The organism is Roseomonas sp. E05, from assembly GCF_030063475.1.
GTDB lineage: Bacteria > Pseudomonadota > Alphaproteobacteria > Acetobacterales > Acetobacteraceae > Pseudoroseomonas.
Map to the genome: position 1 here is coordinate 74,769 of NZ_JASIRT010000015.1, position 25,573 is coordinate 100,341.

Below are 25,573 nucleotides of genomic sequence, written 5' to 3' on the forward strand. Positions count from 1 at the left end.
ATGACCGCCACCTTGCCTGAGGGCCGCTTCGCCTCCTTGCCCGGTGTCCGCCTGTTCTACCGTGACAGCGGCGGCGACGGCCCGCCCCTCGTGCTGCTGCACGCCAATACCGGCACCAGTGCGAGCTGGCCTGACCAGTTTCCCGCCTTCGCCGCCGCGGGCTTCCGCGTCATCGCCTTCGACCGGCGCGGCTGGGGGCAGAGCCTCGCCGACCCCGCCAGCGGGCCGCAGCCCGGCAGCGTGGCCGAGGACCTTGCCGCACTGGCCGAGCACCTCCGCCTGCCGGAGTTCCATCTGCTTGGCGTCGCCGGCGGCGGCTTCGCGGCGCTGGACTACGCCGCCTGGCGGCAGGAGCGGCTGCGCAGCCTGGTCGTCGCCGCCAGCACCGGCTCCTTCGCCGAGCCGGAGATGGAGCAGCTGAGCCGCAACATCGCCATCCCCGGGTTCCGTGAGCTGCCGGAAACCTTCCGCGAGATCGGCCCTTCCTTCCGGGCCGAGCATCCCGCGCGCGTCGCCGCCTGGCACGCGGCCGAGCAGGTGGCGCGGCAGCCCGGCGCCACGCCGCTGTCGCCGCGCACGCCCAACACCTTCGCCAAGGTCAGCGCGATCCGCACGCCGGTGCTGGCGATCGCCGCCAGCGCCGACCTGCTCGCGCCACCCGCCCTGATGCGGCGCTGGGTACGGCACCTGCCGCAGGCCGAATGGCTTACCATCGCCGATGCCGGCCACTCCGTGCCGATGGAGCAGCCGGAGATCTTCAACACCGCGGTGCTCACCTTCCTCCGCAAGCACTGAGCTTTTCGCGTTGCGTCACCGGGCCGGGCATCGCCGGCTCCGCCCCCCGCTCCGGCACGCCCAGCGTGAGGGCCGGGATGAAGGCCGCGCGTCGCGACGGACCCGTCAGGGCGCCTTGACGAGCGCCGCGCCGTCGCGCGCCACGACGCGGCCGCGCTTGACCACCAGCTTGCGCGGCGGCCGGGCGACGACGGCTTCGGCCAGGCTTTCCGCCTCCATCAGCACGAAGTCGGCCTGGCAGCCGGGCGCCAGGCCGTAGTCCCGGAGCCCCATCACCGCCGCGCCGCCCGCGGTGCAGATGTCGAGCGCCAGTTCCACCTCCTCGTCGCGGCGGAAGTTGTTGCGCAGCCCGAGCAGCATGGCGCGCTCCAGCATGTCGCCGTTGCCATAGGGGCCCCAGGTGTCGCGGATGCCGTCCGAGCCGGCGCAGAGGCGGATGCCCATGCGGCGCAGCGTGGCGGCCGCCGGCACCGGGCGGCTGGCCGGGGCGGTGGTGGCGATGGCGATGTCCAGCGCGGCGATCCGCTCCAGCAGCGGGCTGACCAGCGCCGCGTCCGGGTCGCCCAGGCAGAAGGCGTGGCTGACCGTCACCCGCCCCTGCATGCCCAGCGCCTGCGTGCGCTCGATGATCAGCTCCAGCGAGAAGCAGCCGAGCTGGCCGGGCTCGTGCAGGTGGATGTCCACCGGCTTGCCGAACCGCTCGGCCAGGCCGAACACCAGGTCGAGATGGCCCTTCGGATCGCGGTCGATGGCGCAGGGGTCCAGCCCGCCCACCACATCGGCGCCCAGGCGCATCGCCTGCTCCATCAGATCCGCGACGCCGGGGCGGATCAGCAGGCCGGATTGCGGGAAGGCCACCGTCTCGATGTCCATCACCGCCGCATAGGCCGCCCTGGTCGCCAGCACGCCTTCCATCCCGGCGAGGCCCACGGCGTCATCCACATCCACATGGCTGCGGATATGCGTGGTGCCCATGCGCAGCGACTGCACCACCTGGCGCGCCGACTGCCGTGCCGGGTCGATGTCCCACTCCTTCTTCAGCCGCCGCTCGGTCTCGATCTTGTCGATCAGCCGCGGCCCGGCCTGGTGCCTGCGCCAGCCCATGCCCCAGAGCGACTTGTCGAGATGGGTGTGCGCCTCGACAAGGCCGGGGATCAGCAGGGCGCCCCCACCCTCCTCCACCGGCAGGCCCGGCGCGGACCCGGCCGCCTCCCCCGCGACGATGCGGCCGCCGCGCACCAGCAGGTCGGTGGCCGCGCCACCCATGGGGCGGACGTTGCGCAGCAGAAGGTCGTGGCTCATCGGGCGGTTCCTCTTCCGTTGAAATCCCGGGCCGCGGGCGCCGCGGGCGCCGCGGCGCCCGCCGTGACCGGTGCTCCCCAGGCCACAGCCTAGCCTTCTTTCCCGGACGCCCGGAATGGGGCCGGAGGGCGGCGGCAGCGGCGGCCACCCGGGCGAAAGACGCCCGAAGCCCCCTTCCCTCCTGCGCCCGGCCGGGGATGGCCGGCGGCAAGCCGAGCGGCGAACCGCGGGACTGCGCCCCTTGCCGCCAGACGGGCCGCCGCCGAGAGTGGTGGCAGCGTCATCCGGAACCGAGATCCCGCCCGGGCATCCGGCAGCCGGCCCGAAGGGGGAAGCGGACATGGAAATCAAGCTCGACGGCCGCGCGGCCGTGATCACCGGCGGCAGCAAGGGCATCGGCCTGGCGGTCGCCACCCGCATGGCGGCGAGCGGTGCAGAGGTTGCGCTGCTGGCGCGCCGGCCGGAAGTTCTCGAAGCGGCGCGCGAGGCCGTCAGCAGGACGGCGCGCGGCCGCGTCCTGGCCGTGGCCTGCGATGTCTCCCGGGCCGAGGATGTCACGCGCGCCTATGACGAGGTCATGGCCGGGCTGGGCCGGGTGGATATCCTGGTGAACAATGCCGGCACCTCGCAGAGGGGCGCCTTCACCACCATCACCGACGAGGTGTGGCAGGCCGATCTCGACCTGAAGCTGTTTGCCGCCATCCGCCTGGCGCGGCTGGTCTGGCCGCAGATGGCGGAGCGGCGCTGGGGGCGGATCATCAACGTGCTGAACATCGGCGCCAAGGCGCCCAAGGCCGAGGGCGCCCCAACGGCGGTGTCACGCGCGGCGGGCATGGCGCTGACCAAGGTGCTGGCCGGAGAGGGCGCGCCCCACAACATCCTGGTCAACTCGCTGCATGTCGGCCTGATCGAGAGCGACCAGTGGGTCCGCCGCCATGCCGGGCAGCAGACCGGCCAGTCCTACGCGGACTTCCTCGCCGGGATGGGCCAGGAAATCCCGATGGGCCGGGTCGGCACCGCCGAGGAGTTCGCCAACGCCGCCTGCTTCCTGGCCTCGGATGCAGCCAGCTACGTCACGGGGACGGCGATCAACGTGGACGGCAACCTCTCGCCGGTGATGTAGTCGCCGTCCCGCCGGGCGTGCCGCGCCGCCGTGCAACGGTTCTCCGGCACCTCCCCGGGGCGTGCCCTGGCCGTTGCCGGTGCGGGCCGCCGCCGGCAACGGCCCGCCCTCATCGCCTCAGCGTGCGAGCGCGACTTCCTCAGGACCGGAGGCCGCCAGCAGGCTGTCGCTGACCTTCGGCGCCGAATAGGCGATCTGCTGCTCCTCGCCGCCGCCGATCAGCCGGGGCAGCATCGCCGGCTGGTGTGCCATGGCGCTGGAATAGTCGATGCTGCCGTTCTCGCCGCCCCCTGCCGAGCGGACGACGCCGCCTCCGACGAGGTTGCCCCGGTTCGCTGCGCCGTACTGCACGGCGAAGTTCTCGCCATGGGACAGGACGAGGATATCCGGTTCCCGCGCCCCCGCGCCCGGCGCGCCGGTGAACAGGGCCATGCCCGCCAGGCCGAGAATGGCCGCCTTGAGATTGCGCTTCATCATGATGCCGTATCCTTTCCTCGGTTCCCGCAGACGGAGCCGTCTGCCGAGCGGGACAGTGTCAGGTCGGCGCGGCAGGATCGGTGCGATGGCGCACAGGGCGGCGGGCCCGCGCGGCGCTGTCGCCCGCCGGTTCGGGACTTTTCAGGAGGAGCCTGCGTCCCCGCGAAGCCGGCGGCTGCCCGGCCGGTCCGGGCGCTGGCGGAGCAGGTCGGCGCGGCGGATGATGATGGCGCGGCGCGTCGTCTCGACCAGGCCGGCTTCCGCCATTCCCGCCATCTCGCGCGTGATGGCCTCGCGCCGCGCGCCGATCAGCACGGCGAGCGTCTGGTGCGTCGGCGGCGGGCTCAGGACCATCTCCCCCGTGCCTCCGGCGCGCGGCCGCGCGAGGCGCAGCAGCGTCGCGGCAAGCCGCTGCCGGACCGGCAGGGTGGCGATCTCCAGCAGCCGCTCGCCATTCTCCCGCAGGCGCCCCGACATCATCCGCAGCAGCGCCAGGCACAGCGCGGGAGAGGCGAGCACCACCGCCAGGAAGGTTGCACCGGAGACGATGCAGAGGCGCGTGGCCGCACGGGAGGTCACATTGGCCGACCGGGCCTGGCCGTCGATCGCGGCGATCTCGCCGAAGCAGCCGCCCTCGCGGATCTCGCCGAACAGGAACTCCTTGCCCTCCGCGGTCCGGAGCAGGACCTGCACGCAGCCGGCAACGACGAAAAAGACCTCGTCCGACGGGTCGCCGAAGTCGAGGATCAGCTCGCCCATGGCGGCATCCCGCCAGCGGGCGTTCCGCAGCAGAGCGGCAAGCTCCGCCGGAGCGGCGTCGCGCAGCATCGTCACGCGCCGCAGGGCGCGTTCCTGGCTGTGCTCGGCAGAGGGAGCACTGTCCTGCATGGCCGCTCCGAGGCGCGGGGCCGGGCGCTGCGGCGCATGTTAGCATTCGCGGCCGCCCGCCTCTGCATCCGCCGGCGTGACGACGCCCACAAACGGGTGAAGGGCCGCAGGGGCGTCCGCTTCGCTGGGGCTGCGCAGGTCCGGTCAGTCGGGCGGCTCCGGGCCGGCCGCACCCGCCTCGCGGAGCAGCCAGTCGCGCAGGGCGCGCAGCGCAGGCTCCCGCCCGCGTGCCGGCAGGTGCGCCAGGTGCCAGCCTGTGCCGCGCTGCATCGGCGGCAGGCCGGGCAGCGGGTTCACCAGCCGCCCCGCCGCCAGTTCGGCCGCCACGAGGGAGCGGTCGGCCAGCGCCACGCCGAGCCCGTGCAGCGCCGCCTGCGGCGGCAGCAGCGAGGAGCCGAAGCGCAGCGGCCGCTCCGGTCGCAGGCCGCGCAGTCCCGCATGGGCGAACCATTCCTCCCAATCCTCCGGCGCGGTGTCGCTGACCAGCAGCGCGGCCTCGGCCAGGCGCCGCGGCTCGGCCGGGCCATGCGTGGCCAGCCAGGAGGGGGTGCAAACCGGCACCAGCCGGTCGGGAAACAGCAGGTGCGTCGCCAGTTCCGGCCAGGGGCCGCGCCCGTGCAGCACGACCGCATCGGGCCCGCCGCGAAGCTCCGGCGCATCGATGCCGGTGGAGAGGTGCAACTCCACCTCCGGCTGGGCGCGCTGGAATCGCGGCAGGCGCGGCAGCATCCAGCCCAGCGCGAAGGAGGTCTGCACGAAGACGGCGAGCGCCACGCGCGGCGGCGGGAAGAGCGCGCAAGCGATCCCCGCCTCGACATTGTCCAGCGCCTCGCTCAGCACGGGCAGCAGGGCGCGGCCCTCCCCGGTCAGGCGCAGGGAGCGTGGCCCCCGCTCGAAGAGCGCGCGCCCAAGCCGCGCCTCCAACAGCTGCACCTGCTGGCTGATGGCGCCAGCCGTGACGCCCAGCTCGCCGGCGGCGGCGGCGAAGCCACCGAGGCGGGCGGCGGCCTCGAAGGCGCGCAGGGCGTTCAGCGGCGGCAGGCGGCGGTGCATCAGGCCCAGCAAAGCTGGTCCTGACCGCCGGGGCAAGCCGGTACCGCAAGGGGCGCGCAGCCCGGCAGCGGCGGACCGCCCGCAGCCGAGGGTCAGAAATTCTTGGCCTCAGCCGCAGATCAATTCGGTTGCGGTCCGGGCCTGCCGGCGCCCAGTCTGGCCTTCACAGGGGAACGCAACACGGCCGATCCGGGCCGCCGGCGCCAGAGCGCGCCGCGCGGCCGTGCTGTGAGGCCATGCATGCATCGTCGAGATCTCCTGCGCGCGGCAGGCGCCGCCGCCCTCTCCCTCCCCGCCATCACGCGCCGCGCCGCAGCCCAGGGCGGGGCGAAGACGCTGCGCTTCGTCCCCTCCGGCGACCTTCCCAACCTCGATCCCATCTGGGGCACGGCCTACCAGGTGCGCAATGCCGCGCTGCTGATCTGGGACACGCTCTACGGCGTGGACAGCCAGTTGCGGCCGCAGCGGCAGATGGTCGGGCACGAGGAGGTCTCGCCCGACGGGCTGGCCTGGACATTCCGCCTGCGCCCGGGGCTGGTCTTCCACGACGGCCAGCCGGTGCGGGCGCAGGACGCGGTGGCCAGCCTGCGGCGCTGGGCCGCGCGCGACGTGATGGGGCAGAAGATCGCGGAGGTGCAGCAGGAGCTGAAGGCGCTGGACGACCGCAGCTTCCGCTGGACGCTGAAGCGGCCCTTCCCGAAGATGCTCTACGCCCTGGCCAAGTCGAACACGCCCTGCACCTACGTGATGCCGGAGCGGATCGCCGCGACCGACCCCTTCAAGATCATCGGCGAATACATCGGCAGCGGCCCGATGCGGCTGGTCACCGGCGAGTGGCAGCAGGGCGCCAAGCTGGTCTTCGAGCGCTTCGAGCGGTACCAGCCGCGCCCCGAGCCGGCCTCCTGGCTGGCGGGCGGCAAGCGCATGCGCGTGGAGCGCATCGAATGGCTGATCATGCCCGACGGCGCGACCGCCGCCGGCGCGCTGCAGGCCGGCGAGGTGGACTGGCTGGAGACGCCGCTGCCCGACCTGCTGCCCATGCTGGAGCGGAACCGCGACATCCGCACCGGCATCGCCAATGATCTCGGCGCCGTCTCCGGCATCCGGCTCAACCACCTGCTGCCGCCCTTCGACGACGTGCGGGTGCGCCGCGCACTGCTGACGGCGGTGAACCAGGACGACTATCTCAGCGCCATCGTTGGCAATGACCCCGAGATGCGCCGGCCGATGAACGGCTTCTTCACGCCGGGCACGCCGCTCTACACCGAGGCGGGCGGCGAGGTCCTGCGGCAGGGCGGCGACCTGGAGAAGGCGCGCGCCATGCTGCGCGAGACAGGCTATGACGGCCGCCCCATCGCCGTGATGATCGCGCAGGATTCCTACGCCTCGAAGGCCAGCGGCGAGGTGGCCGCCGACATGTTCCGCAAGATCGGCCTGAACGTCGATGCCATCGCCATCGACTTCGCCACGGTGCAGAGCCGGCGCGTGAACAAGCGCACGCCACCCGAGCAGGGCGGCTGGCACAGCTTCCAGGTCAGCCATGCCGGCACGGATTGCATCAACCCGGCCGCCTATCTCGGCCTGCGCGCCAATGGCGAGAAGGCCTGGTTCGGCTGGCCCGACAGCCCTGCCGTCGAGGCCGGCATCAGCGAGTGGTACGCCTCCGCCACGCTGGAGGAGGAGAAGGCGATCGCCGCGCGGATCAACGCGGCGGCGCTGGCCGATGTGGTCTTCGTCCCGACCGGCTTCTTCCTGGCCAAGCAGGCCTGGCGGCGCGAGGTGCAGGGTGTGGTGACCGCGCCGGTCCCGGTCTTCTGGGACGTCACGAAGAGCGCCTGAGGAGGAAAGCACCATGAGCAAGACCGCGCGACAGATGCACCTGAACCTGTTCATCCAGGGCATCGGCCACCACGAGGCGGCCTGGCGCCACCCCGGCACCGACCCGATGGACATGCTGGACATCGGCTACTACCAGCGGCTTTCCCAGCAGGCGGAAGCGGCGAAGCTGGACGCGATCTTCATCGCCGACGCGCTGGCCATCAACCAGCATGTCGAATTCGGCCCCTTCAACAACTTCTTCGAGCCCTTCACCCTGCTCGCCGCCGTCGCCGCGGTGACGAAGGCGATCGGGGTGATCGGCACCGCCTCCACCACCTATGACGAGCCCTATGACGTGGCGCGCAAATTCGCCTCGCTGGACCGGCTCAGCCGCGGCCGCGCGGGGTGGAACATCGTCACATCAGGCAACGAGATGGCGGCGCAGAATTTCGGCCTGGAGGCGCATCCCGAGCACAGCCGGCGCTATGCCCGCGCCGCCGAGTTCGTCGAGGTGACGCGCGCGCTCTGGGACAGCTGGGAGGATGACGCGCTGGTCGCCGACCGTGCGGGCGGGCGCTTCACCGACCGGCGCAAGATCCACAGCATCGACCATGCCGGTGAGTTCTTCCGCGTGAAGGGGCCGCTGGATTTCCCCCGCCCGCCGCAGGGCCATCCCGTGCTGGTGCAGGCCGGCTCCTCGCGCGACGGCAAGGCCTTCGCCGCGCGCTTCGCCGAAGCCATCTACACCGCGCAGAACAACCTGGCCGAGGCGCAGGCCTTCTATGCCGATGTGAAGGGGCAGATGCCGCGCTACGGCCGCACGCCGGACCAGCTCTGCATCCTGCCCGGCCTCGCCCCCATCATCGGTCGCACGCGCGCCGAGGCGAAGGAACGCGAGCAGGAGCTGAACGCGTACATCGTGCCGCAATACGGGCTGCACCAGCTCTCGAACAACCTCAACATCGACCTGTTCAGCTATCCGCTGGACGGCCCGCTGCCGGAGGTGCCGCCGATCGAGTCCATCAATGGCGGCAAGAGCCGCTACCAGGTCTTCGTCGACATGGCGCGGCGCGGCAACCTGACGATCCGCCAGTTGATCCACCAGATCGCCTTCGGGCGCGGCCATGACACCTTCGCCGGCACCCCGGCCGACATCGCCGACCACATGGAGGAGTGGTTCACCTCCGGCGCCTGCGACGGCTTCAACCTGCTGCCGCCGAACCTGCCGGGCGACTTCACCCGCTTCGTCGAGCTGGTGCTGCCCGAGCTGCGGCGGCGCGGGCTGTTCCGCGCCGAGTACAGCGGCGCGACGCTGCGCGACCATTTCGGCCTGCGCCGGCCGGCGAACCGCTTCGGCCGTGCCGAGGCGGTCGCCTGAATCCCAACCTCCCGGCCCGCAGTCGCGGCGGTCGGGAGGTCCCGCATCGGCCGCCCTCCCACGCTGCAGCGGGTCCATGCCCTCTGGGCAGCTCACGCCCGGAGGGGTTGCGCCGGTCACGCCTGGCAGGGCGCAACTTCCGTCAGGCCTGCAGCGATCCCGAGAGCCTCGTCCGGCCCCATCGCCAGCCCGGCGGCCCAGGCCTGTTCGAAGCGCTCCGCGCCAAGCGCGGCGCGCGCGGCGCGCATCTCCACGTCCCGCTGGGCCCGCACCGCCGGCCACAGGGCCGACATGCTGCGCCGCTGAGCCGCCTCGGCCGCGGCCGAAAGGCGGACGGCCTGTTCCACGGCGCCGGTCTCCCGGGACAGCGAGGACAGGTCCTGGAGACATTCGGCGATCCGGTCACGGGACCCCACATCGCGGAAGGTCCGGAGGCTGCGCCCCATCATCTCGGCGGCGGTCCCGTATTCGCCTCGCGCGAGCGCGACGCCTCCCATCCCGGCCTGCGCCAGGCCGATCCCCCACTGGTCCGCCACCTGGCTGCTCAGGGTGAACGCCTTCTGGCAAAGATCCTGCGCGCGAGCGGGATCGCCGGCCCGCAGCACCACCTTGGCCATGTAGCCGAGGACGCGGCCGGTCCCCCAGATGTCGCCCAGTTCCTCCTGAACATCGAGCGTTTGCTGGTACAGTTCCGCGGCCCTGCCGTAGTTGCGGCGGAAGTCCTCGGCCACGGCGAGGTTGAAGAGCGACCGCGCGATCGCTCGCCTGTCGCCCGAGGGAAGCCGGAGTGCGAGGCTCTCCTCCAGCAGCTCCACGCCGAGATCGGGCTCTCCGAGCCACTGCTTCACCAGCCCCAGATGGCTGAGGGCCCAGGCGCGGCCCTCGGCGTCGCCGAGGTTGCGCCAAAGCGTTCCGGCATCCTCCAGCAGCTTCTCGGCCCGCGTGAAGTCGCCGAGCATCCGGGCCAGCGATCCGTCGCTCGTCAGCAGCTTGGCGTAGAGCTGCGGCATGTCCGGGGGGCAGGAGGCGCAGGCCAACTGGACCCAGCGGCTTCCTTCGCGGAGATAGGCCCGCCGGAACCAGAAGACCCAGAGTGCACTGGCCATCCTGATCCCGGTGTGCATGTCGCCTCCCTTGCCAAACAGCCGCGCAAGGGCGGCGCGGAAATTGGCGTGCTCCTCGTCGAGACGGCGCAGCCATTCACCCTGGTGCGCGCCCCCGGCCTCCTTCTCGCCCTGCTCCGCAAGGTCCAGAAAATACGCGGCGTGGCAACGCAGGGCATGGGCGAGTTCCCCGGAGGCTTCCAGCTGCTCAAGCCCGAACTCGCGAATCGTCTCCAGCATCTGGAACCGGCTCTCCTTGCCCGCGCCCTCCATGCGCTGGAGGAGACTGTTCTCGACCAGCCGCCCCAGGGCATCGAGGAGCGCAAGACGCGGCAGCGCACCCGCGGGCGGGCGCACAGGGGGCCTGGCCTCCGACGCGGCAACCATTGCGGAGAGGGCGGTGACGGACTCCAGCGTGCAGCCGCCGACGAAGACGCTGAGCAGGCGGAACAGCGCCCGGTCCTCCGGGTTGAGCAAGCCGTAGCTCCAGCCGATCGCGCCCCGCAGGGTCCGGTGCCGCTCCGGCGCGTCGCGGGCGCCGCTGGTGAGGAGACTCAGCGAGGCATGCGGCCCGTCCTGCTGCAGGTGGGCAAGCATGTCTTCCGCGGGGAGAATGCTGGCCCTGGCGGCGGCCAGCTCGATGGCGAGTGGAAGGCCATCCAGGCGCGCGCAGATGGCCGCCACGGCCGCGAAATTCTCGCCGGTGATCGCGAAACGCGACGCGGTTGCCTCGGCCCGCTCCACGAACAAGGCGACCGCGGGATACCTGCGGAACTCCCGGTGGTCCGGGAGAGACACCGGATGCGGGAAGCTGAGCGCCGGCACCGGGTACTCGTGCTCCCCGCGGAGCCGGAGCGCCGCCCTACTGGTCGCCAGGACCCTCAGGCCCGGGCATGTTGCGAGCAGCTCCGCCACCAGCGGGGCCGCAGCCAGCACATGCTCGAAATTGTCGAGCACGAGCAGCAGGTTCCGGTCACGCAGATGGGCAAGCAGGATATCCTCGGGCCGCATGCCGCCGGCTTCCTGGAGGCCCAGCGCCCGGACGATCGTGGAGGCGACGAGATCGGCGTCGCCCACGGCAGTGAGTGCAACGAAGCAGACGCCGTCCCTGAAGGCGCCGCTTTCCTTCCTGGCGACGGCGATCGCGAGCCGCGTCTTGCCGATGCCGGCGGCGCCTACAAGGCTGATGAGGCCGGGTTCCGGCTGTGAAAGGAGCCGCTGGAGCTCCGCCAACTGCGTCTCGCGGCCCAGCAAGGAGGTCCGGACGAGCGGGAGATTGAAGCGCCGCACATCGAGCGCCCGCAACGGCGGAAACTCCGAGCCTATGCCCGCGGCGAGCACCTGGAACACCAGGTCGGTGCTCGACAGGTCCCGCAACTGGAACTCACCGAGTGGCCGCAGGCCGATCTCCTGCGGCAAACCCCGGTCCAGACAGCCGGCGGTCACTCCCGAGACCAGGATCTGTCCGCCATGGGCGGCCTCGCACAAGCGCGCCGCCCGGTGAACGTCCATCCCGATGTAAGCCTCCGCTGGAGGCTGCCCGGCCTGCCTGAAGCGCCCGGTGTGGATCGCGAACCGGACGAGCACCTCGCAATCCTTCGGCCAGATCTGCCGCGCGAGCGCCCGCTGGCACTCCACCGCCGCCATGACGGCGTCGAGCGGGTCATTCGGGAAGACGGCGAAGGAGGAGTCTCCCTGTGTGTCGATCACTTCGCCTTGATGGTTGGTGTATATCTCGCGCAGCAGCGAAACCAGACTGTTGCGCATCCCTCCGTATGTCTCATCACCGAGGGTTCGCAGCAGGCGCGTAGAACCCTGAATATCCGTGAACAGCAGCGTGGTCTGAACCAGATCCTGTTCGCCCATCTGAAGACTGGTCCCGGTGCATCTGCGCGTCGGAGCAGGAACAGTTTCAAGGTTACAAATCACCCTAGCCGCATCATAATGTTCTGACAACGCAATATCATTGCGCGCACGGTAGCAGCCCCCAGTCACCACCGGTTGTGCAGGAGGAGCTTAACTATGGCCGGGTGCAGAACACTGCCAGATCCCTGCGAGACGCCCAAGGAAGACCCGCCAACGCGCGAGGAGAGCGAGAACCGCAAGGTGGTCAGGGAGTTCATCGACCGGGTCTGGAACGCGACGTGGTCGAAGGAAGACAGCAACCGGCTGCTGGCCGGGCGCGGGAGCGGCGACAACACCTATGTGCCTCCCTCGGTCGAGGACACGCTTGGTTCCTTGCGCCACCCGGACTCGATCCGCCACAGGCGGGACCGTGCCGGAAACCCCATCAGGTCGTCCGGTCCGGACGACTACAAGAAGTGCGTCAATGCGGTCCACATGATCGTCCAGGACCTCCGCGTCGAGATTCTGGACATGGTCGCAAGTGGCGACAGTGTCGTTGTGCAGATGCTCCTCCGGGGAACGGACCGCCGGGCGGACGGAAAGGCTGAACTGCCGGGCGCGTTCGGGGCGCAGCCGCCGACGGGCAAGCGCTTCCGCATGCAGACGACATCCGTCTATCAACTGCGCGACCACAGGATCATCAGCGACAGGCTCATGTATGGAGCGCCGCTGGAATACGAGGATTAAGGCGGCGGGAAGCGCCGCCCCCTGAGGAACTCGCGGATGGCGGGGCCGCATGCGGGCCTGCGGTCCATGCGTCTGCCGCTTCGTGGTTCTCTCCGCCATTCCTGCAAGACAGCTGCATCATGGCCTTTTGGGCGGAGGCACCCCGATGCACCCCCACCTGGAGGAGCCGGCCTGCCCGGCCGGACGCCGGGAGGCCCCTCCACCGAGAGGGATGCGTCGAACGCTGCGGGATCCACTGCCTTCGTCCCCCGCAGGCGGCAGCCAAAATCCCTACGGCAGGGTGGCATTGACACGCAAATGCAAGCGGCCCTACCGTAACGATGTGCGGTAGGAACGATATCTGCCTGCTGCGCCCAATGAAAAATTTGCCGAAGCCGGGAAACGCAGAAGTCGCGGGCTGGTGTTACGGGTGGAGATCCGTGATGCGTTATTCCGTTGGCCTATGCCGCACGCTGCCCTTCAGGCCAGGACACCTTGCGGTGCGCCATGCCGCAGGCACGCCGAGGGCCATTGTCCTGCGACGCCATTCCCGTGCCGTTCCGATTTCCTGCCGAGCGGCGGACCTTTAACGCATCAGCGGAGGCCTTGCCTTGTCCAGGAATCATTCCCCGATCTCTGCGGCGCACGCCCCGAGCAGCGGCTTCTCACGGCGCTCGCTGCTGGCACTCAGCGGTGCCGGATTGCTGGCCGGCCGCACGGCGCGGGCGCAGGGTGCCGCGCCGCCGCCGCCCGCTGCCCCGCGCGGACAGGTGGTGGTCGGCCTGTCGCAGGAGCCGACCGTCTTCAATCCGCTGATGGCCTCCATCGAGGTGGACCAGGGCGTCTGGTGGAACCTGTTCAACCCGCTCTGGGGTGTGGACCCGGAAGGCAACCTGACGCCGCAGCTCGCGCGCGAGGTGCCCTCAGTGGAGAATGGCGGCGTCTCGGAGGATGGCCTTGCCTGGAAGATCGTCCTGCGCGACGACGTCGTCTGGCATGACGGCACGCCCTTCACCGCGGAGGACGTGAAATACACGCTGGAGTTGATCAACACGCCGGGCTTCCGCGCCCGCACGCGGCAGGGCCATGAGCTGGTGCGCGAGATCACCGTCACCGGCCCGCACGAGATCACCTGGCGGATGGAGAAGGCCTATGCGCCCTATCTGTCGCTGCTCGCCTGGACCTTCATCGTGCCGCAGCACATCCTCGCCAAGGCCGACGATCCCAACACCGCGCCCTTCAACAACGCGCCGGTCGGCACCGGCCCCTTCCGCTGGGGCGAGCGCGTGCCGGGCGACCACCTGACGCTGGTGGCCAACGAAAAGTACTTCGGCACCGGTCCCTATCTGGAGCGGGTGGTGTTCAAGTACATTCCCGACCTCACCGCACTCTACACGCAGTTCCGCACCGGGCAGATCGACCACACCAGCATCCAGGGCATCCTCGCCAACTACTATGCGGAGGCGAAGAAGATCCGCGGCGTGCGCATCTCGGTGAACGCGAGCCCGCAGGTGGAGGCGATCGCACCGAACCTCGCGCATCCGGCGCTGGGCGACAAGGCGGTGCGGCAGGCGCTCTACGCCGCCATCAACAAGCAGGCCATCATTGACATCATCTACTACGGCCTGCCCAAGCCGACCGAATCCTTCTTCCCCAAGGAATCCTGGGCCTACAACCCGGACCTGCCGAAGCAGAGCTACGACCCCGCCCAGGCCAACAAGATCCTCGACGAGGCCGGCTGGAAGCGCGGCGGGCGCGGCATCCGCGAGAAGAACGGCGTTCCGCTGGAATTCGCCGTCTCCACCACCGCCGGCAACCCGTTGCGCGAGCAGGTGCAGCAGGTGCTGATGCAGGACTGGCAGGGCATCGGCGCGGCAATGAAGATCAACAACATGCCTGCGGCGGTGATCTGGGGCGAGTTCTACACCCAGTCCAAGTTCCAGTCGGTGCTGGTCTCCTCCACCTACATGACCGGCAACGACCCGGACTGCTCCATCCGCTTCGCCAGCTGGGCCACGCCCGCCAAGGGCGGCAGCGGCTCCAACTACTACCAGTACGCCAATTCCGAGCTGGACAGGCTGCTGGCGACCGGCGTGACGAGCTTCAACCGTGAGGCGCGCAAGGATGCGTACCGCGAGGTGCAGCAGATCATCCGCGACGACCTCGTGCTGCTGCCGATCTATCAGCCGGCGCCGGTCGAGGGCATCAAGGAGGGGCTGATCGGCTACCAGCCCAACGTCAACGTCTCCTCCAACTGCTGGAACATCGGCAGCTGGTACTGGGCCTCCTGAGAGGCGGCCGGGCGTGGGCGCCTATCTGCTGCGCCGGCTGCTGCAGGCGCTCGGCCTGCTGCTGCTGGTCTCGGTGATCGGCTTCACCATCCTGCACCTGGCGCCTGGCGGGCCGCTCTCGCAGTTCGCTGCCGGCGGTACCATGACGCAGGCCGACCTGGACCGCATCGCGCACCAGCTCGGCCTCGACCGGCCGCTGCCCGTGCAGTACCTCGACTGGCTCTGGCGCATGCTGCTGGGCGACTGGGGCCGCTCCTACCGCGACCAGCAGCCGGTGCTGGCGGTGATCGGCTCGCATCTCGGCGCCACGCTGGAGCTGATGCTGACCTCCACGCTGATCGCCATGCTGCTGGGCTCCTGGATCGGCGTGCTGGGCGCCATCCGGCGCTATTCGCTGTTCGACACGCTGGCTACGGTGGGCGCCATGGTGGCGCTCTCCATCCCGACCTTCTGGTTCGGGCTGGTGGTGATCTACATCTTCTCCGTCGAGCTGGAATGGCTGCCCTCGGGCAACCGCTACACCGTGGGCGACGGCTCGCTGCTGAACCAGCTCCACCACCTGATCGCGCCTTCCCTCGTGCTGGCGCTGGTCAGCACCGCGCTCTGGAGCCGCTACATGCGCGCCTCCATGCTGGACGTGATCAACCAGGACTTCATCCGCACCGCGCGCTCCAAGGGCCTGCCCGAGCGGCGCATCCTGTTCCACCACACCATCCGCAACGCGCTGCTGCCGATGATCACGGTCGCCGGGCTGCAACTGCCGACGCTGCTCAGCGGCGCGCTGGTAACGGAGACGGTCTTCACCTGGCCGGGCATGGGGCGGCTCTTCCTCGATTCCATCGGCTATCGCGACTACCCTGTGGTGATGGGCCTGCTGATGTTCACCGCCGTTCTCGTGCTGCTCGGCAGCCTGCTGGCCGACCTGCTCTACGGCGTGGCCGACCCGCGGCTGCGGCTGGAATGAAGGAGCCGAGCATGAGCGCCACCTCCGGCCGTCTGGACACGCTCCCTGCCCGCCCCGCGCCCCGCCGGGCGGCCGCCGGCGCGCTGCGCCGCTTCTGCCGGCACCCGCTCTCGCTGCTCGGCGGCGGCCTGCTGCTGCTGATGGTGCTGGCCTGCATCTTCGGCCCGATGCTGCTGCCCTTCGACGACCTCCGCATCGACATCCTGCACCGCTTCGCGCCGCCCTTCAGCGGCGCGCATGTGCTGGGCACCGACCAGCTCGGCCGCGACATGCTGGCGCGGCTGCTGATGGCCGGGCGGATCTCGCTCGCGGTCGGCTTCGCCGCCATGGCGCTCAGCATGGTCTTCGGCATCCTGGTCGGGCTGGCGGCCGGCTTCTATGGCGGCGTGGCCGGCGCCGTGCTGATGCGCTTCGTGGACGCGGTGCTCTGCTTCCCCTCCATCTTCCTGCTGCTGGCGCTCTCCGCCTTCATCGAGCCGGACGTCTTCTCGATCATCCTGCTCATCGCCAGCACCGCCTGGATGGAGGTGGCACGCATCGTCGAGGCGCAGATCCGCGCGCTCCGCGCGCGCGACTTCGCCGTCGCCGCCGAGGCGCTCGGTGCCACCGATGCGCGCATCATGCTGCGCGAGCTGCTGCCGAACGCGGTGGCCCCCATCGTGGTCTCGGCGACGCTGAACGTGGCCCACGCCATCCTCGCGGAATCCTACATCAGCTATCTCGGCTACGGCATCCAGCCGCCGACGCCGAGCTGGGGCAACATGCTGGACAACGCGCAGAGCTATCTCACCAGCGCGCCCTGGCTGGCGCTGCTGCCCGGCGGCGCCATCGCGCTCGCCGTGATCTGCTGCAACTTCCTGGGCGACGGGCTGCGCGACGCGCTCGACCCGCGGGCGCGGGCGCGCTGATGCCGGAGGATTTCGCCATGGCGTGTCCGGCCCGGCCGCATCCCGAGATGGCGGCGGAGACGGTGCTGGAGGTACGCAACCTCAGCGTACGCTTCCGCTCGCCCGCCGGCCCGGTGCCGGCAGTGAGCGAGGTTTCCTTCAGCGTTCGCCGTGGCGAGACCCTGGCGCTGGTCGGCGAGTCCGGCTCGGGCAAGAGCGTCACCAGCCTCGCCCTGCTGCGCCTCACCCCGCCCGCCCCCGCCTGCCGCATCGAGGGCCAGGTGCTGCTGCGCGACCGCGACGCCCGGGTGCTGGACGTGCTGGCGCTGCCCGACGAGGCGATGCGCCAGGTGCGCGGCCCCGCGGCGGCCATGGTCTTCCAGGAGCCGATGACCTCCTTCAACCCCGTCCATACCATCGGCGACCAGGTGGCCGAGGCGATCCGCTACCATGCCGGCCTCGGCAGGCGCGCGGCCTTCGACCGCGCGGCGGAGCTGCTCGACCTCGTCGGCATTCCCGAGCCGCGCAAGCGCCTCTCCGCCTATCCGCACCAGCTCTCCGGCGGCATGCGGCAGCGCGCGATGATCGCCATGGCGCTCTCCTGCGAGCCGGGCCTGCTGATCGCCGACGAGCCGACCACGGCGCTCGACGTCACCATCCAGGCGCAGATCCTCGACCTGCTGCGCCGGCTGCAGCAGCGCACGGGCATGGCGATGATCTTCATCACCCACAATCTCGGCGTGGTGGCGGAGATCGCCGACCGCGTGATGGTGATGTATTCCGGCCGCGTGGTGGAGCAGGCGGCGGTTGGCCCGCTCTTCGCCGCGCCACGCATGCCCTACACCATGGGCCTGCTGGAATCCGTCCCGCGGATCGACCTCGCCGGCCGCCGGCGCGGACCCCTGCCGGCCATTCCCGGCAACGTGCCGGACCCGCTGGACCCGCCGCCCGGCTGCGCCTTCGAGCCGCGCTGCGCACACCGCGTGCCCGGCCGCTGCAACGCCGCGCCGCCCGCGCTGGAGGCGGCCGGGCCGGAGCACCGGGTGCGCTGCCTGCGCTGGCGCGAGATCGCCACGAGGATCGCACCCATGGGGGTGGTACCATGAGCCAATCCGCCGAAACCCTGCTGGAGGTGCGGGATCTCCAGAAATGGTTCCCCGTGCGCGGCGGGCTGTTCGGCCGCGGGGGCGAGAGCGTGAAGGCGGTGGACGGCGTCTCCTTCGACCTGCGGCGGTGCGAGGTGCTGAGCCTGGTCGGCGAATCCGGCTCCGGCAAGACCACCGTCGGCCGCACCGTGCTGCGCCTGGCCAGCCCGACCGGCGGCAGCATCCGCTTCGCCGGCCAGGACATCACCCATCTCTCGCGCCGGGGGATGCGGCCGATCCGCCGGCGCATGCAGCTTGTCTTCCAGGACCCCTATGCCTCGCTGAACCCGCGCATGACAGTGGGCAGCATCGTCGCCGCACCGCTGGAGATCCATCGCCAGGGCGGCTCGCGCCGCGAGCGCGAGGAACGCGTCGCGGAGGCACTGCGACTGGTCGGGCTGCTGCCGCAGCATGCCAGCCGCCATCCGCACGAATTCTCCGGCGGGCAGCGGCAGCGCATCGGCATCGCGCGTGCGCTGATCACCGGCCCGGAGCTGCTGGTGGCCGACGAGCCGGTCTCCGCGCTCGACGTCTCCATCCAGGCCCAGGTGGTCAACCTGCTGCTGGAGCTGCAGGAGCGACTCGGGCTGACGGTGCTGTTCATCGCACACGACCTCGCCGTGGTCGGGCACATCTCCGACCGGGTGGCGGTGATGTATCTCGGCCGGCTGGTGGAGCTGGCGGAGACGCGCGCGCTCTTCGCCGCGCCGCGCCATCCCTATACCGAGGCGCTGCTCTCCGCCGTGCCGGTGCCTGACCCGGCGGCCAAGCGCACGCGCATCGTGCTGGCCGGCGACATCCCGAGCCCGATGAACCCGCCCTCCGGCTGCGTCTTCCGCACCCGCTGCCCCTATGCCCTGCCGGATTGCGCCGCGGTGCGCCCGCCGCTGCGCGAGGTGGCGCCGGGGCATTTCAAGGCCTGCATCCGCGACGACCTGTCGCTGCGCGCCGCCGCCTGATCCACCCGCCCCGAAGGAGAACCGCCCCGCCATGTCGCCCCCCGTCGAGCGCGTGCACAGTGACGAGACGCTGCCGGACAGCGCCGACGTGGTCGTCATCGGCGGCGGCATCGCCGGCGTCACGGCGGCCTATTTCCTGGCGAAGAAGGGCCATTCCGTCGCGCTGATCGAGAAGGGGTGGATCGCCGGCGAGCAGTCCAGCCGCAACTGGGGCTGGTGCCGCCAGCAGAATCGCGACGAGCGCGAGCTGCCGCTGATCAAGTACAGCCTCGACCTCTGGAGCCGGCTCAGTGAGGAGATCGGCGCCGATGTCAGCTTCCGGCGCGCCGGCCTGCTCTACGTCACCACCCAGCAATCCGACCTCGACGAATGGGAGCAGTGGTCCAGCCTCGCCCGCCCCTATCAGGTGCACAGCCGGATGCTGACCGCCGAGGAGGCGCAGGCGATGACGCCGGGCTGCACGCAGAAGTGGCTGGGCGGCGTGCATGCCCCCACCGATGGCCGCGCCGAGCCCTCCAAGGCCGTGCCGGCCCTGGCCGAGGCCGCCCGCAAGCTCGGCGTCACGCTCCACCAGGCCTGTGCCGCGCGCGGGCTGGAGACCACCGCCGGGAGGGTTGCCGCCGTCGTGACGGAGAAGGGCCGCATCCGCACCCAGGCCGTGCTCTGCGCCGGCGGCGCCTGGTCCTCGATGTTCTGCCGCCACCACGGCATCGACCTGCCGCAGGCGGGGGTGCGCTCGACCGTCTTCGCCACCACCGCAGCGCCCGAGGTCACCGCGGGCGGCCTCTCCACCCCGACCTTCGTGATCCGGCGGCGGCTGGATGGCGGCTACACCGTCTCGATCCGCGGCCGGGGGCGCCTGGAGCTGACGCCGCAGGGCCTGCGCTACGCCCGCAAGTTCTGGCCAATCTTCCGCAAACGGCGCGAGGGCGGGGTGAAGATCCGGCTCGGCCGCTCCTTCGTCGAGGGGCCCGAGACGCTCGGGCGCTGGAGCCTGGACGGCCCCTCGCCCTTCGAGCGGGTCCGCGTGCTGGATCCGGCGCCCGATACCTCGGTGGTGGGGGAGGCGCTGGCGCAGCTCGTGGCCGCCTATCCCGCCCTGGCTGGCATCCGCATGGCGCATGCCTGGGGCGGCTGGATCGACAACATGCCGGACGCCGTGCCGGTGATCTCGCCGGTGCCGCAGCTGCCGGGCCTGTTTCTCTCCACCGGCTACAGTGGGCACGGCTTCGGCATCGGGCCCGGCGCCGGGCGCCTCGCGGCGGACCTGGTGGCGGGCGACACGCCGGTCGTGGACCCGACGCCCTTCCGCTACACCCGCCTGATTGACGGCTCGCCCCTGCCGCCCGGCCCGATGTAGGGCTGGGCCCGGAGGTCCGTCGGCGGCACCGTCGCGTGCCGCCGCAGCCGGAGCCGAGACAGCGCCGGGGAAAGCGTCAGGATGTCTCCCTCGGGCGACCATGCCCGCGCAGCCAAATGACGAAACCAGGCTTTCGGGGAGCGGAAATTCAGGGCGGCGGGTTCCATGCATCGGCGTGCGCACACGGGCCTGTCCCCAAACCCGCCAAAGGACAGAACCGGGGGAGAAAGAATTCTCCCCCGAGCCCCCCCTTCTTCTTTTTTATCAATCTTGTGGCGCTGACGGCACGCGGCCGCCCCGGCGACTGTCGTCGCAAGGCCAGTCAGGAACGCCCTTCGCCAGGGGCGCGGCCGGAAACTGTCGGAAAAAGGAGGGGCTCGGACGCACTGCGACCGATGGGGAGCTCACTCCCCCAAGCTTGCTTCCGCCAAGGATTTGAGGACAGGCCCGATTCCCCGCGTGCAGGGAAGGCCGCACCTCGCTCCGCCTCACGGCAGCAGAAAGGCCAGAGCATCCTCGCAGGGCTGCTCCACCTTCAAGGCCACCACGTCGTCGGCGCGGGTGCGGCCGAGATTGACGGCGGCCACGGGCTTCCCGGCGCGCACCGCCGCCTGCACGAAGCGGAAGCCGGAATAGACCATCAGCGAGGAACCGACGACCAGCATCGCGTCCGCCCGGTCAAGTGCCTGGAAGGCTGCCTCGACCCGCCCTTTCGGCACCGTCTCGCCGAAGAACACGACGTCCGGCTTGAGCAGCCCGCCGCAGGAGGGGCAGGGCGGCACGCGGAAGCCGGAAAAGTCCGTCCCGTCGAGATCGGCGTCGCCGTCCGGTGCCGTGCGGGCGTCGAGCGCGGCCCAGCCGGGATTCAGCCGGGCCAGCGCGTCCTGCATGGCCTCGCGCGGGCTGGTTCGCTCGCAGCCCAGGCAGCGCACCTGGTCCAACCGCCCGTGCAGGTCGATCACCCCGGTACTTCCGGCGGCCTGGTGCAGGCGGTCCACGTTCTGGGTCAGCAGCAGCTCGCTCTTGCCCAGGCTTTCGAGGCGCGCCAGCGCCGAATGGGCCGGGTTGGGCTTCACGCGGCCGAAGACCCGCCAGCCGATCAGGCTGCGCGCCCAGTAGCGCTGGCGCGTCGCCGCGCTGCCCATGAAGGCCTGGAAGGTCACGGGCTGAGCGCGCTTCCACTGGCCGTCGGCGTCACGGTAGTCAGGAATGCCGGAATTCGTGCTGCAGCCGGCGCCGGTCAGCACGAAAAGCCGCCGGTGGTGGTGGATGAACGCCTGCAGCCGCGTGCTCTCGCTCATGCCCGACATCTACGGCGAAGCGGCGGCGGCGGCCATGGGCCTCCGCGACCGGCCCAGAACCACCAGCCCGGAGCCGGGCGGTAATACGGCCCGCGCCCTCGCCGCAGAGGAAAATATTGGCGCCTGACGCTGCGCACGTCAGGTGCCCTGCATCATCGCCCTCTGTCCGTCACGGTCGGGGCACGCCCCGCCGCAGGGAATATCGGAGGCGAAGCCCCGCATCGCCGGGCGGCACCCCTCCCCTGCCCTGTCAGCCCCTGGGCCGCTCCCGATCGCGCCAGGCCTGGCGATGCCGAGCGTCATGCGGGAGGTCTTCTCCTGGTTCTGTTGCAAACGGCCTGAGGTTCACAGTGGGGCAGAACATCGCCAGGCGATCTGGGTGGGTTGAGGTGGTTCCCATCCGTCGGGCAGTCTGACGGCCTGGGCAAGCTCGGCCATGGCTGTCCTCAGGCCGCCAGTCTCGTCATCTCGTCATCTCGTCATCTCGTCATCTCGTCTGGAGGAAGTAGGCCTTTGCCTTTTGGATCAGGGCGCAGATCCTACTCGGCCAGCGTGTCAGGCCAGGGCCCTGCGACGTTGAGCCGCTCGCCACAACGGCCGCAGCCGTTATGCCCTTCGAGCAACTCCTCGCAGAGGCCGGGTACGGCGGCGAGGCCAACCATCGTCTCTGCCGCGAGGAACTGAAAGCGGACAACCTGATCCCCGCCAAGAAGCGCTGCCCGGTCCAGGTCACCGCCACCACCCCGCTGCGTCAGAAGATGGCCATAAGGCTTGGACCGCCAGGCAAAGAAGTAGACCAAGCCACGTACCGGCAGTGCTGGAGGGCCGAGGCTGTCATGTCTGTCGTCAAGCGCCGTTGCGGTGATGCGCTGATTGCCCGCGTCGAGGCTACCCCGCGCATCCAGGCTCTGCTTCGCGGCCTCGCCTATAACCTCCAGCGCCTTGTCCGCCTCCAGCTCACACCGTGAGGCTTTCGACAGAGCAAAAGCCTCTAACGGAACCTGCTGAGCGGCATTGTGGGGGTATGACGAAGCCCCTTGTTCCCGATGATCTATGGGCGGCGGTCGCGCTGTTGTTGCCGCCGGAGCGGCCCAAGCCGAAGAGTGAGCGCCCCCGGTTGCCGGAGCGGGCCGCGCTGACCGGGATTGTGTTCACCCGGCGACCTGCCGCCCATGCCGAGCGAGCACTGGCCGCCGGCCAACTTGGTGCTGACGATACAACAACTTGTTGCGCGTGATGAGAGTCAGCCCCGGCGCGGAGCAATGATTTGCCGTAAGGCAGCGAGGATCTGCCTCCCAAACGTCCGCTTCCATGACCGTGGCACGGATCATGCAGGATGTCAGACGCGCCTTTCTCGTCTGGTTCACCAAAAAAGGGAAGATCCAGTGCGGTGTTGACGGAATACGACCCTGCGCCGTTTTACTGCGCAGCTCTCACGGCCGAAGCCGTGCTCCAGTTCCACGTCACCGACCGGGAGAACCTGACCTCGATCGCGAGCGCCATTGCGCTGGCGCGCGAGAATGTCCGGATTCTGCGGCCCATCGCTCCCAGCGGGATCTGGGCGCAGCTGAATGTCTTCCGCAGATGGCTGAGCGGACTTGACGATGCGGCGCTCGCGCCATCCAACTTCGCGCGCCTGCTCGGGCAGATCAAGGGGGCCTGCCAGGCCCATGCCGGCATCGCCAAGGGCACGCTGCACCGCGACCAAGGCTCGTATTTCCACCGGCTCGGCCCTGTCCTGGAACGCGCCGATCAGGCCATCCGCCTGCTCGGCATCAAGTACCACCTGCTTCTTTCGAAGGTTTCAGATGCAGGGCCGCCCATTGGCGTCGTGCAATGGAATGTCCTGCTCCGCTCCGCCGCCGCCGACCACGCCTACCTTCGGGCGGTCCCGAGCGGGGTCAGCCCGGCGGGTGTGGCGGGCTTCCTGTTGCTTCACCCGCGCTTTCCGCGCCCGGTGGCCTTCGTCAGCGAGGCGGTCCGCCTCTTGGCGGTGCTCCGATCCCGCCATGCGCTGACCGCTGGGGCAGGTGTCGAGGCGGAGTTGAGGAAGCTACACGCGGCTCTCGGCGCCTTGACCATTAAGGAGGTTTTGCGGCAGGGGCTGCACCAGTTCCTCGGCGGGATCCAGCAACGGCTGATCACGGCCAGCACCAGTCTGGCGGGGGCCTTCTTCGATCGAGAAGCCAATGCCGCGCAGCCACAGTCCCAGAACTGGTCTACCCCATGCCTATCCTGACCGTGCGCCATGTGACGGTCTACCATTACAAGCAGCCCGTGAGCTTCGGCGAGCACAGGATGATGCTGCGCCCCCGCGAGGGGCATGACCAACGGCTGATCGAAACCAGGCTCGACATCACGCCCAGACCAACGGAGATCCGCTGGATCCACGACGTGTTCGGCAACAGCGTCGCTGCCGCCCGTTTCAAGGGACGCGCTCGCGAGCTTCGCTTCGAGAGCACCGTCCAGCTAGATCACCAACCGCTGAATGTTCTGGAATACGAACTGGAAGGCTATGCGCGAACTTATCCGTTCTCTTATGGAACGGAGGAGATCCCGGACCTGGCCCGCTCCGTCGAGCGCCATTATCCCGATCCGGATCGGGCGGTAGACCGCTGGGCACGCCAGTTCCTGCGCGACAAAGGCCCGACCGACACGCTTGACCTCCTGGCCAGGATGACCTGCGCGGCCAAGCGCAGCCTGACCTACATTCCGCGCCATGAGCGGGGTATCCAGGAGCCCGCCAAAACGCTGAAGCTCGGCAGCGGCACCTGCCGTGACTACGCCGTCCTGATGATCGAGGCCGCCCGGTCGCTTGGCTTCGCGGCCCGCTTCGTCTCGGGATACCTGTACAGCCCAGGCCGGGACGGCGGCCATGTGGGGGGCGGTTCGACCCATGCCTGGGTCCGCATCTATCTGCCAGGCGCCGGGTGGGTCGAGTTCGATCCCACCAACGGCATCGTCGGCAGCCGCGACCTCATCCGGGTCGCCATCGCACGGGATCCCTCCCAGGCGGTGCCGCTGCACGGAACCTGGATGGGATTCCCCTCCGACAATCTTGGGATGACGGTGGACGTCAGCGTCACCTCCACCGACAAGGGCGATGGCAGCGGCAGCCGCCCATTTCCGCAGCCCGGCACGCGGCCCGACACATCCCGTCCTTTGTCCTGACAGATCACCGGTTCTTCAAGCAGGAGCGTACGTCCATGCAGATCCGCGCCGGGTATGAGGTCACTTATGACTGCCCGCAACCGACCCCGATGCTGCTCGCGCTGAGCGTCCACCCTTCGCGCCTGCCCGACGTCGTCGGCCCGCATCAGATCGCGTTCGACCCGCCGGTCCGGACGACGGAATACCGCGACAGTTTCGGCAATATCTGCACCCGCCTCGTTGCTCCGCCCGGCCGGCTCACGATCTCGGCGGATTTCCTGATCCAGGATCCCGGCATGCCGGACATCGTCGCTCCGGATGCCGTGCAGCACTCCATTGAGGATCTGCCGGATGAAACGCTGGTCTTTCTCCTCGGCAGCCGCTACTGCGATACCGACCGCTTCGCCGATCTTGCCTGGTCCTTGTTTGGCAGCACCCCCCCGGGATGGGCTCGGGTTCAGGCCATTTGCGACTATGTGCATGGCCGAATTGCCTTCGGCTACGAACATGCGGATCCCACCAGGACGGCCTGGAGCGGCCATATGGAACAGCGCGGTGTCTGTCGTGATTTCGCGCATCTCGCAGTCACCCTCTGCCGCTGCATGAACATCCCTGCGCGCTACTGCACGGGATATCTGGGCGACATCGGAGTGCCACTCTCGGATGCGCCGATGGACTTCAGTGCCTGGTTCGATGTCTATCTGGGCGGCCGCTGGTACACGTTTGACGCTAGGCACAACACGCCCCGGACCGGTAGGATCCTCATGGCACGGGGTAGAGATGCAACCGATGTTGCACTCGCCACCACCTTTGGCCCTTGTTCGCTGGTCGGGTTCACCGTGACCGCGGACGAAGTACCTGCCCCATGAAGTCAGAGCATGGCATTCGATGGACTTGCTTCGGTTTATTGGAGGGGCGTTGGATCAGTTTGCGGCCATCTTCTCGAACAGGGCCGGGCTTGTGAAGTCGGGCGCGGAGTGGCGCCGGACGGGGTTGTAGAAACCATCG

At 69.9% G+C, this 25,573-nt stretch carries 21 protein-coding genes; 15 read left to right on the forward strand and 6 right to left on the reverse strand.

The features are described from left to right. A complete protein-coding gene (locus QMO56_RS15830) occupies positions 1-795 on the forward strand; it encodes an alpha/beta fold hydrolase (protein WP_283527184.1) in 795 nt (264 codons plus the stop codon). Between the two features lie 105 nt (positions 796-900). Here QMO56_RS15830 and QMO56_RS15835 read toward each other — a convergent pair whose 3' ends face one another. Next, positions 901-2,097, reverse strand: a complete 1,197-nt coding sequence (locus QMO56_RS15835; RefSeq protein ID WP_283527186.1) for an amidohydrolase family protein — start codon at positions 2,095-2,097, stop codon at positions 901-903. Positions 2,098-2,437: 340 nt separating this feature from the next. Between QMO56_RS15835 and QMO56_RS15840 the strand changes: the two genes are divergently transcribed. Continuing rightward, positions 2,438-3,220 carry an SDR family oxidoreductase gene (locus QMO56_RS15840; RefSeq protein ID WP_283527188.1) on the forward strand — a complete coding sequence of 261 codons (783 nt, stop codon included), beginning with the start codon at positions 2,438-2,440 and terminating at the stop codon, positions 3,218-3,220. A gap of 117 nt (positions 3,221-3,337) precedes the next feature. Here the strand turns inward: QMO56_RS15840 and QMO56_RS15845 are convergent, their stop codons facing one another. From QMO56_RS15845 to QMO56_RS15855, 3 genes are all read right to left on the reverse strand, one after another. Further along, on the reverse strand, positions 3,338-3,697 hold the full coding sequence (locus QMO56_RS15845) for a hypothetical protein (protein ID WP_283527190.1): 360 nt from the start codon (positions 3,695-3,697) through the stop codon (positions 3,338-3,340). Between the two features lie 141 nt (positions 3,698-3,838). Further along, positions 3,839-4,585 carry a Crp/Fnr family transcriptional regulator gene (locus tag QMO56_RS15850; RefSeq protein ID WP_283527192.1) on the reverse strand — a complete coding sequence of 249 codons (747 nt, stop codon included), beginning with the start codon at positions 4,583-4,585 and terminating at the stop codon, positions 3,839-3,841. A gap of 144 nt (positions 4,586-4,729) precedes the next feature. Then, complete coding sequence (locus QMO56_RS15855; RefSeq protein WP_283527195.1) at positions 4,730-5,650, reverse strand: LysR substrate-binding domain-containing protein; 921 nt, start codon at positions 5,648-5,650, stop codon at positions 4,730-4,732. A 228-nt stretch (positions 5,651-5,878) separates the two neighbouring features. Between QMO56_RS15855 and QMO56_RS15860 the strand changes: the two genes are divergently transcribed. Next, the gene (locus QMO56_RS15860; RefSeq protein WP_283527197.1) at positions 5,879-7,477 is read left to right on the forward strand and encodes an ABC transporter substrate-binding protein; all 1,599 of its coding nucleotides are present in this window, start codon (positions 5,879-5,881) and stop codon (positions 7,475-7,477) included. Between the two features lie 13 nt (positions 7,478-7,490). Then, positions 7,491-8,834 (forward strand): LLM class flavin-dependent oxidoreductase, encoded by a 1,344-nt coding sequence (locus QMO56_RS15865; protein WP_283527199.1) that lies wholly within the window; start codon positions 7,491-7,493, stop codon positions 8,832-8,834. Between the two features lie 116 nt (positions 8,835-8,950). Here QMO56_RS15865 and QMO56_RS15870 read toward each other — a convergent pair whose 3' ends face one another. After that, a complete protein-coding gene (locus tag QMO56_RS15870) occupies positions 8,951-11,803 on the reverse strand; it encodes a tetratricopeptide repeat protein (RefSeq protein ID WP_283527200.1) in 2,853 nt (950 codons plus the stop codon). A 156-nt stretch (positions 11,804-11,959) separates the two neighbouring features. On the opposite strand from QMO56_RS15870, the gene QMO56_RS15875 reads away from it, so the two are divergent. The 7 genes from QMO56_RS15875 (at position 11,960) to QMO56_RS15905 (ending at position 20,114) form a co-directional block, all read left to right on the forward strand. Then, positions 11,960-12,529, forward strand: coding sequence for an ester cyclase (locus QMO56_RS15875; protein WP_283527202.1), 570 nt, complete (start codon positions 11,960-11,962; stop codon positions 12,527-12,529). Between the two features lie 590 nt (positions 12,530-13,119). Then, complete coding sequence (locus QMO56_RS15880; protein ID WP_283527204.1) at positions 13,120-14,799, forward strand: peptide ABC transporter substrate-binding protein; 1,680 nt, start codon at positions 13,120-13,122, stop codon at positions 14,797-14,799. 13 nt (positions 14,800-14,812) lie between these two features. After that, positions 14,813-15,763, forward strand: coding sequence for an ABC transporter permease (locus QMO56_RS15885; RefSeq protein WP_283527206.1), 951 nt, complete (start codon positions 14,813-14,815; stop codon positions 15,761-15,763). Between the two features lie 11 nt (positions 15,764-15,774). Beyond that, positions 15,775-16,671 (forward strand): ABC transporter permease, encoded by an 897-nt coding sequence (locus QMO56_RS15890; protein ID WP_283527208.1) that lies wholly within the window; start codon positions 15,775-15,777, stop codon positions 16,669-16,671. A gap of 17 nt (positions 16,672-16,688) precedes the next feature. Next, positions 16,689-17,756 carry an ABC transporter ATP-binding protein gene (locus tag QMO56_RS15895; protein ID WP_283527210.1) on the forward strand — a complete coding sequence of 356 codons (1,068 nt, stop codon included), beginning with the start codon at positions 16,689-16,691 and terminating at the stop codon, positions 17,754-17,756. Continuing rightward, entirely contained in the window at positions 17,753-18,754 is a 1,002-nt protein-coding gene (locus QMO56_RS15900; protein WP_283527212.1) for an ABC transporter ATP-binding protein, read from the forward strand. Before QMO56_RS15895 ends, QMO56_RS15900 begins: the two co-directional genes overlap by 4 nt. Positions 18,755-18,785: 31 nt before the next feature. Then, entirely contained in the window at positions 18,786-20,114 is a 1,329-nt protein-coding gene (locus QMO56_RS15905; protein ID WP_283527213.1) for an FAD-binding oxidoreductase, read from the forward strand. Between the two features lie 488 nt (positions 20,115-20,602). Here QMO56_RS15905 and QMO56_RS15910 read toward each other — a convergent pair whose 3' ends face one another. Beyond that, positions 20,603-21,415 (reverse strand): NAD-dependent protein deacetylase, encoded by an 813-nt coding sequence (locus QMO56_RS15910; protein WP_283527215.1) that lies wholly within the window; start codon positions 21,413-21,415, stop codon positions 20,603-20,605. A 608-nt stretch (positions 21,416-22,023) separates the two neighbouring features. Between QMO56_RS15910 and QMO56_RS15915 the strand changes: the two genes are divergently transcribed. The 4 genes from QMO56_RS15915 (at position 22,024) to QMO56_RS15935 (ending at position 25,434) form a co-directional block, all read left to right on the forward strand. After that, positions 22,024-22,383: a transposase gene (locus tag QMO56_RS15915; RefSeq protein ID WP_283527217.1), complete on the forward strand. Its 360-nt coding sequence runs from the start codon at positions 22,024-22,026 to the stop codon at positions 22,381-22,383. 425 nt (positions 22,384-22,808) lie between these two features. Beyond that, on the forward strand, positions 22,809-23,654 hold the full coding sequence (locus QMO56_RS15925; RefSeq protein ID WP_283527219.1) for an alpha-E domain-containing protein: 846 nt from the start codon (positions 22,809-22,811) through the stop codon (positions 23,652-23,654). Then, on the forward strand, positions 23,642-24,586 hold the full coding sequence (locus QMO56_RS15930; RefSeq protein ID WP_283527222.1) for a transglutaminase family protein: 945 nt from the start codon (positions 23,642-23,644) through the stop codon (positions 24,584-24,586). Before QMO56_RS15925 ends, QMO56_RS15930 begins: the two co-directional genes overlap by 13 nt. Positions 24,587-24,621: 35 nt before the next feature. Continuing rightward, entirely contained in the window at positions 24,622-25,434 is an 813-nt protein-coding gene (locus tag QMO56_RS15935; protein WP_283527224.1) for a transglutaminase family protein, read from the forward strand. The last annotated feature ends 139 nt before the right edge of the window (positions 25,435-25,573 follow it).

What these genes read in the sequence shown, in the direction of transcription:
- QMO56_RS15830 (WP_283527184.1), top strand. Translation starts at nt 1, where the DNA reads ATGACCGCCACCTTGCCTGAGGGCCGCTTCGCCTCCTTGCCCGGTGTC.
- QMO56_RS15835 (WP_283527186.1), bottom strand. Translation starts at nt 2,097, where the DNA reads ATGAGCCACGACCTTCTGCTGCGCAACGTCCGCCCCATGGGTGGCGCG.
- QMO56_RS15840 (WP_283527188.1), top strand. Translation starts at nt 2,438, where the DNA reads ATGGAAATCAAGCTCGACGGCCGCGCGGCCGTGATCACCGGCGGCAGC.
- QMO56_RS15845 (WP_283527190.1), bottom strand. Translation starts at nt 3,697, where the DNA reads ATGATGAAGCGCAATCTCAAGGCGGCCATTCTCGGCCTGGCGGGCATG.
- QMO56_RS15850 (WP_283527192.1), bottom strand. Translation starts at nt 4,585, where the DNA reads ATGCAGGACAGTGCTCCCTCTGCCGAGCACAGCCAGGAACGCGCCCTG.
- QMO56_RS15860 (WP_283527197.1), top strand. Translation starts at nt 5,879, where the DNA reads ATGCATCGTCGAGATCTCCTGCGCGCGGCAGGCGCCGCCGCCCTCTCC.
- QMO56_RS15865 (WP_283527199.1), top strand. Translation starts at nt 7,491, where the DNA reads ATGAGCAAGACCGCGCGACAGATGCACCTGAACCTGTTCATCCAGGGC.
- QMO56_RS15870 (WP_283527200.1), bottom strand. Translation starts at nt 11,803, where the DNA reads ATGGGCGAACAGGATCTGGTTCAGACCACGCTGCTGTTCACGGATATT.
- QMO56_RS15875 (WP_283527202.1), top strand. Translation starts at nt 11,960, where the DNA reads ATGGCCGGGTGCAGAACACTGCCAGATCCCTGCGAGACGCCCAAGGAA.
- QMO56_RS15890 (WP_283527208.1), top strand. Translation starts at nt 15,775, where the DNA reads ATGAGCGCCACCTCCGGCCGTCTGGACACGCTCCCTGCCCGCCCCGCG.
- QMO56_RS15895 (WP_283527210.1), top strand. Translation starts at nt 16,689, where the DNA reads ATGGCGTGTCCGGCCCGGCCGCATCCCGAGATGGCGGCGGAGACGGTG.
- QMO56_RS15900 (WP_283527212.1), top strand. Translation starts at nt 17,753, where the DNA reads ATGAGCCAATCCGCCGAAACCCTGCTGGAGGTGCGGGATCTCCAGAAA.
- QMO56_RS15905 (WP_283527213.1), top strand. Translation starts at nt 18,786, where the DNA reads ATGTCGCCCCCCGTCGAGCGCGTGCACAGTGACGAGACGCTGCCGGAC.
- QMO56_RS15910 (WP_283527215.1), bottom strand. Translation starts at nt 21,415, where the DNA reads ATGAGCGAGAGCACGCGGCTGCAGGCGTTCATCCACCACCACCGGCGG.
- QMO56_RS15915 (WP_283527217.1), top strand. Translation starts at nt 22,024, where the DNA reads ATGCCCTTCGAGCAACTCCTCGCAGAGGCCGGGTACGGCGGCGAGGCC.
- QMO56_RS15930 (WP_283527222.1), top strand. Translation starts at nt 23,642, where the DNA reads ATGCCTATCCTGACCGTGCGCCATGTGACGGTCTACCATTACAAGCAG.
- QMO56_RS15935 (WP_283527224.1), top strand. Translation starts at nt 24,622, where the DNA reads ATGCAGATCCGCGCCGGGTATGAGGTCACTTATGACTGCCCGCAACCG.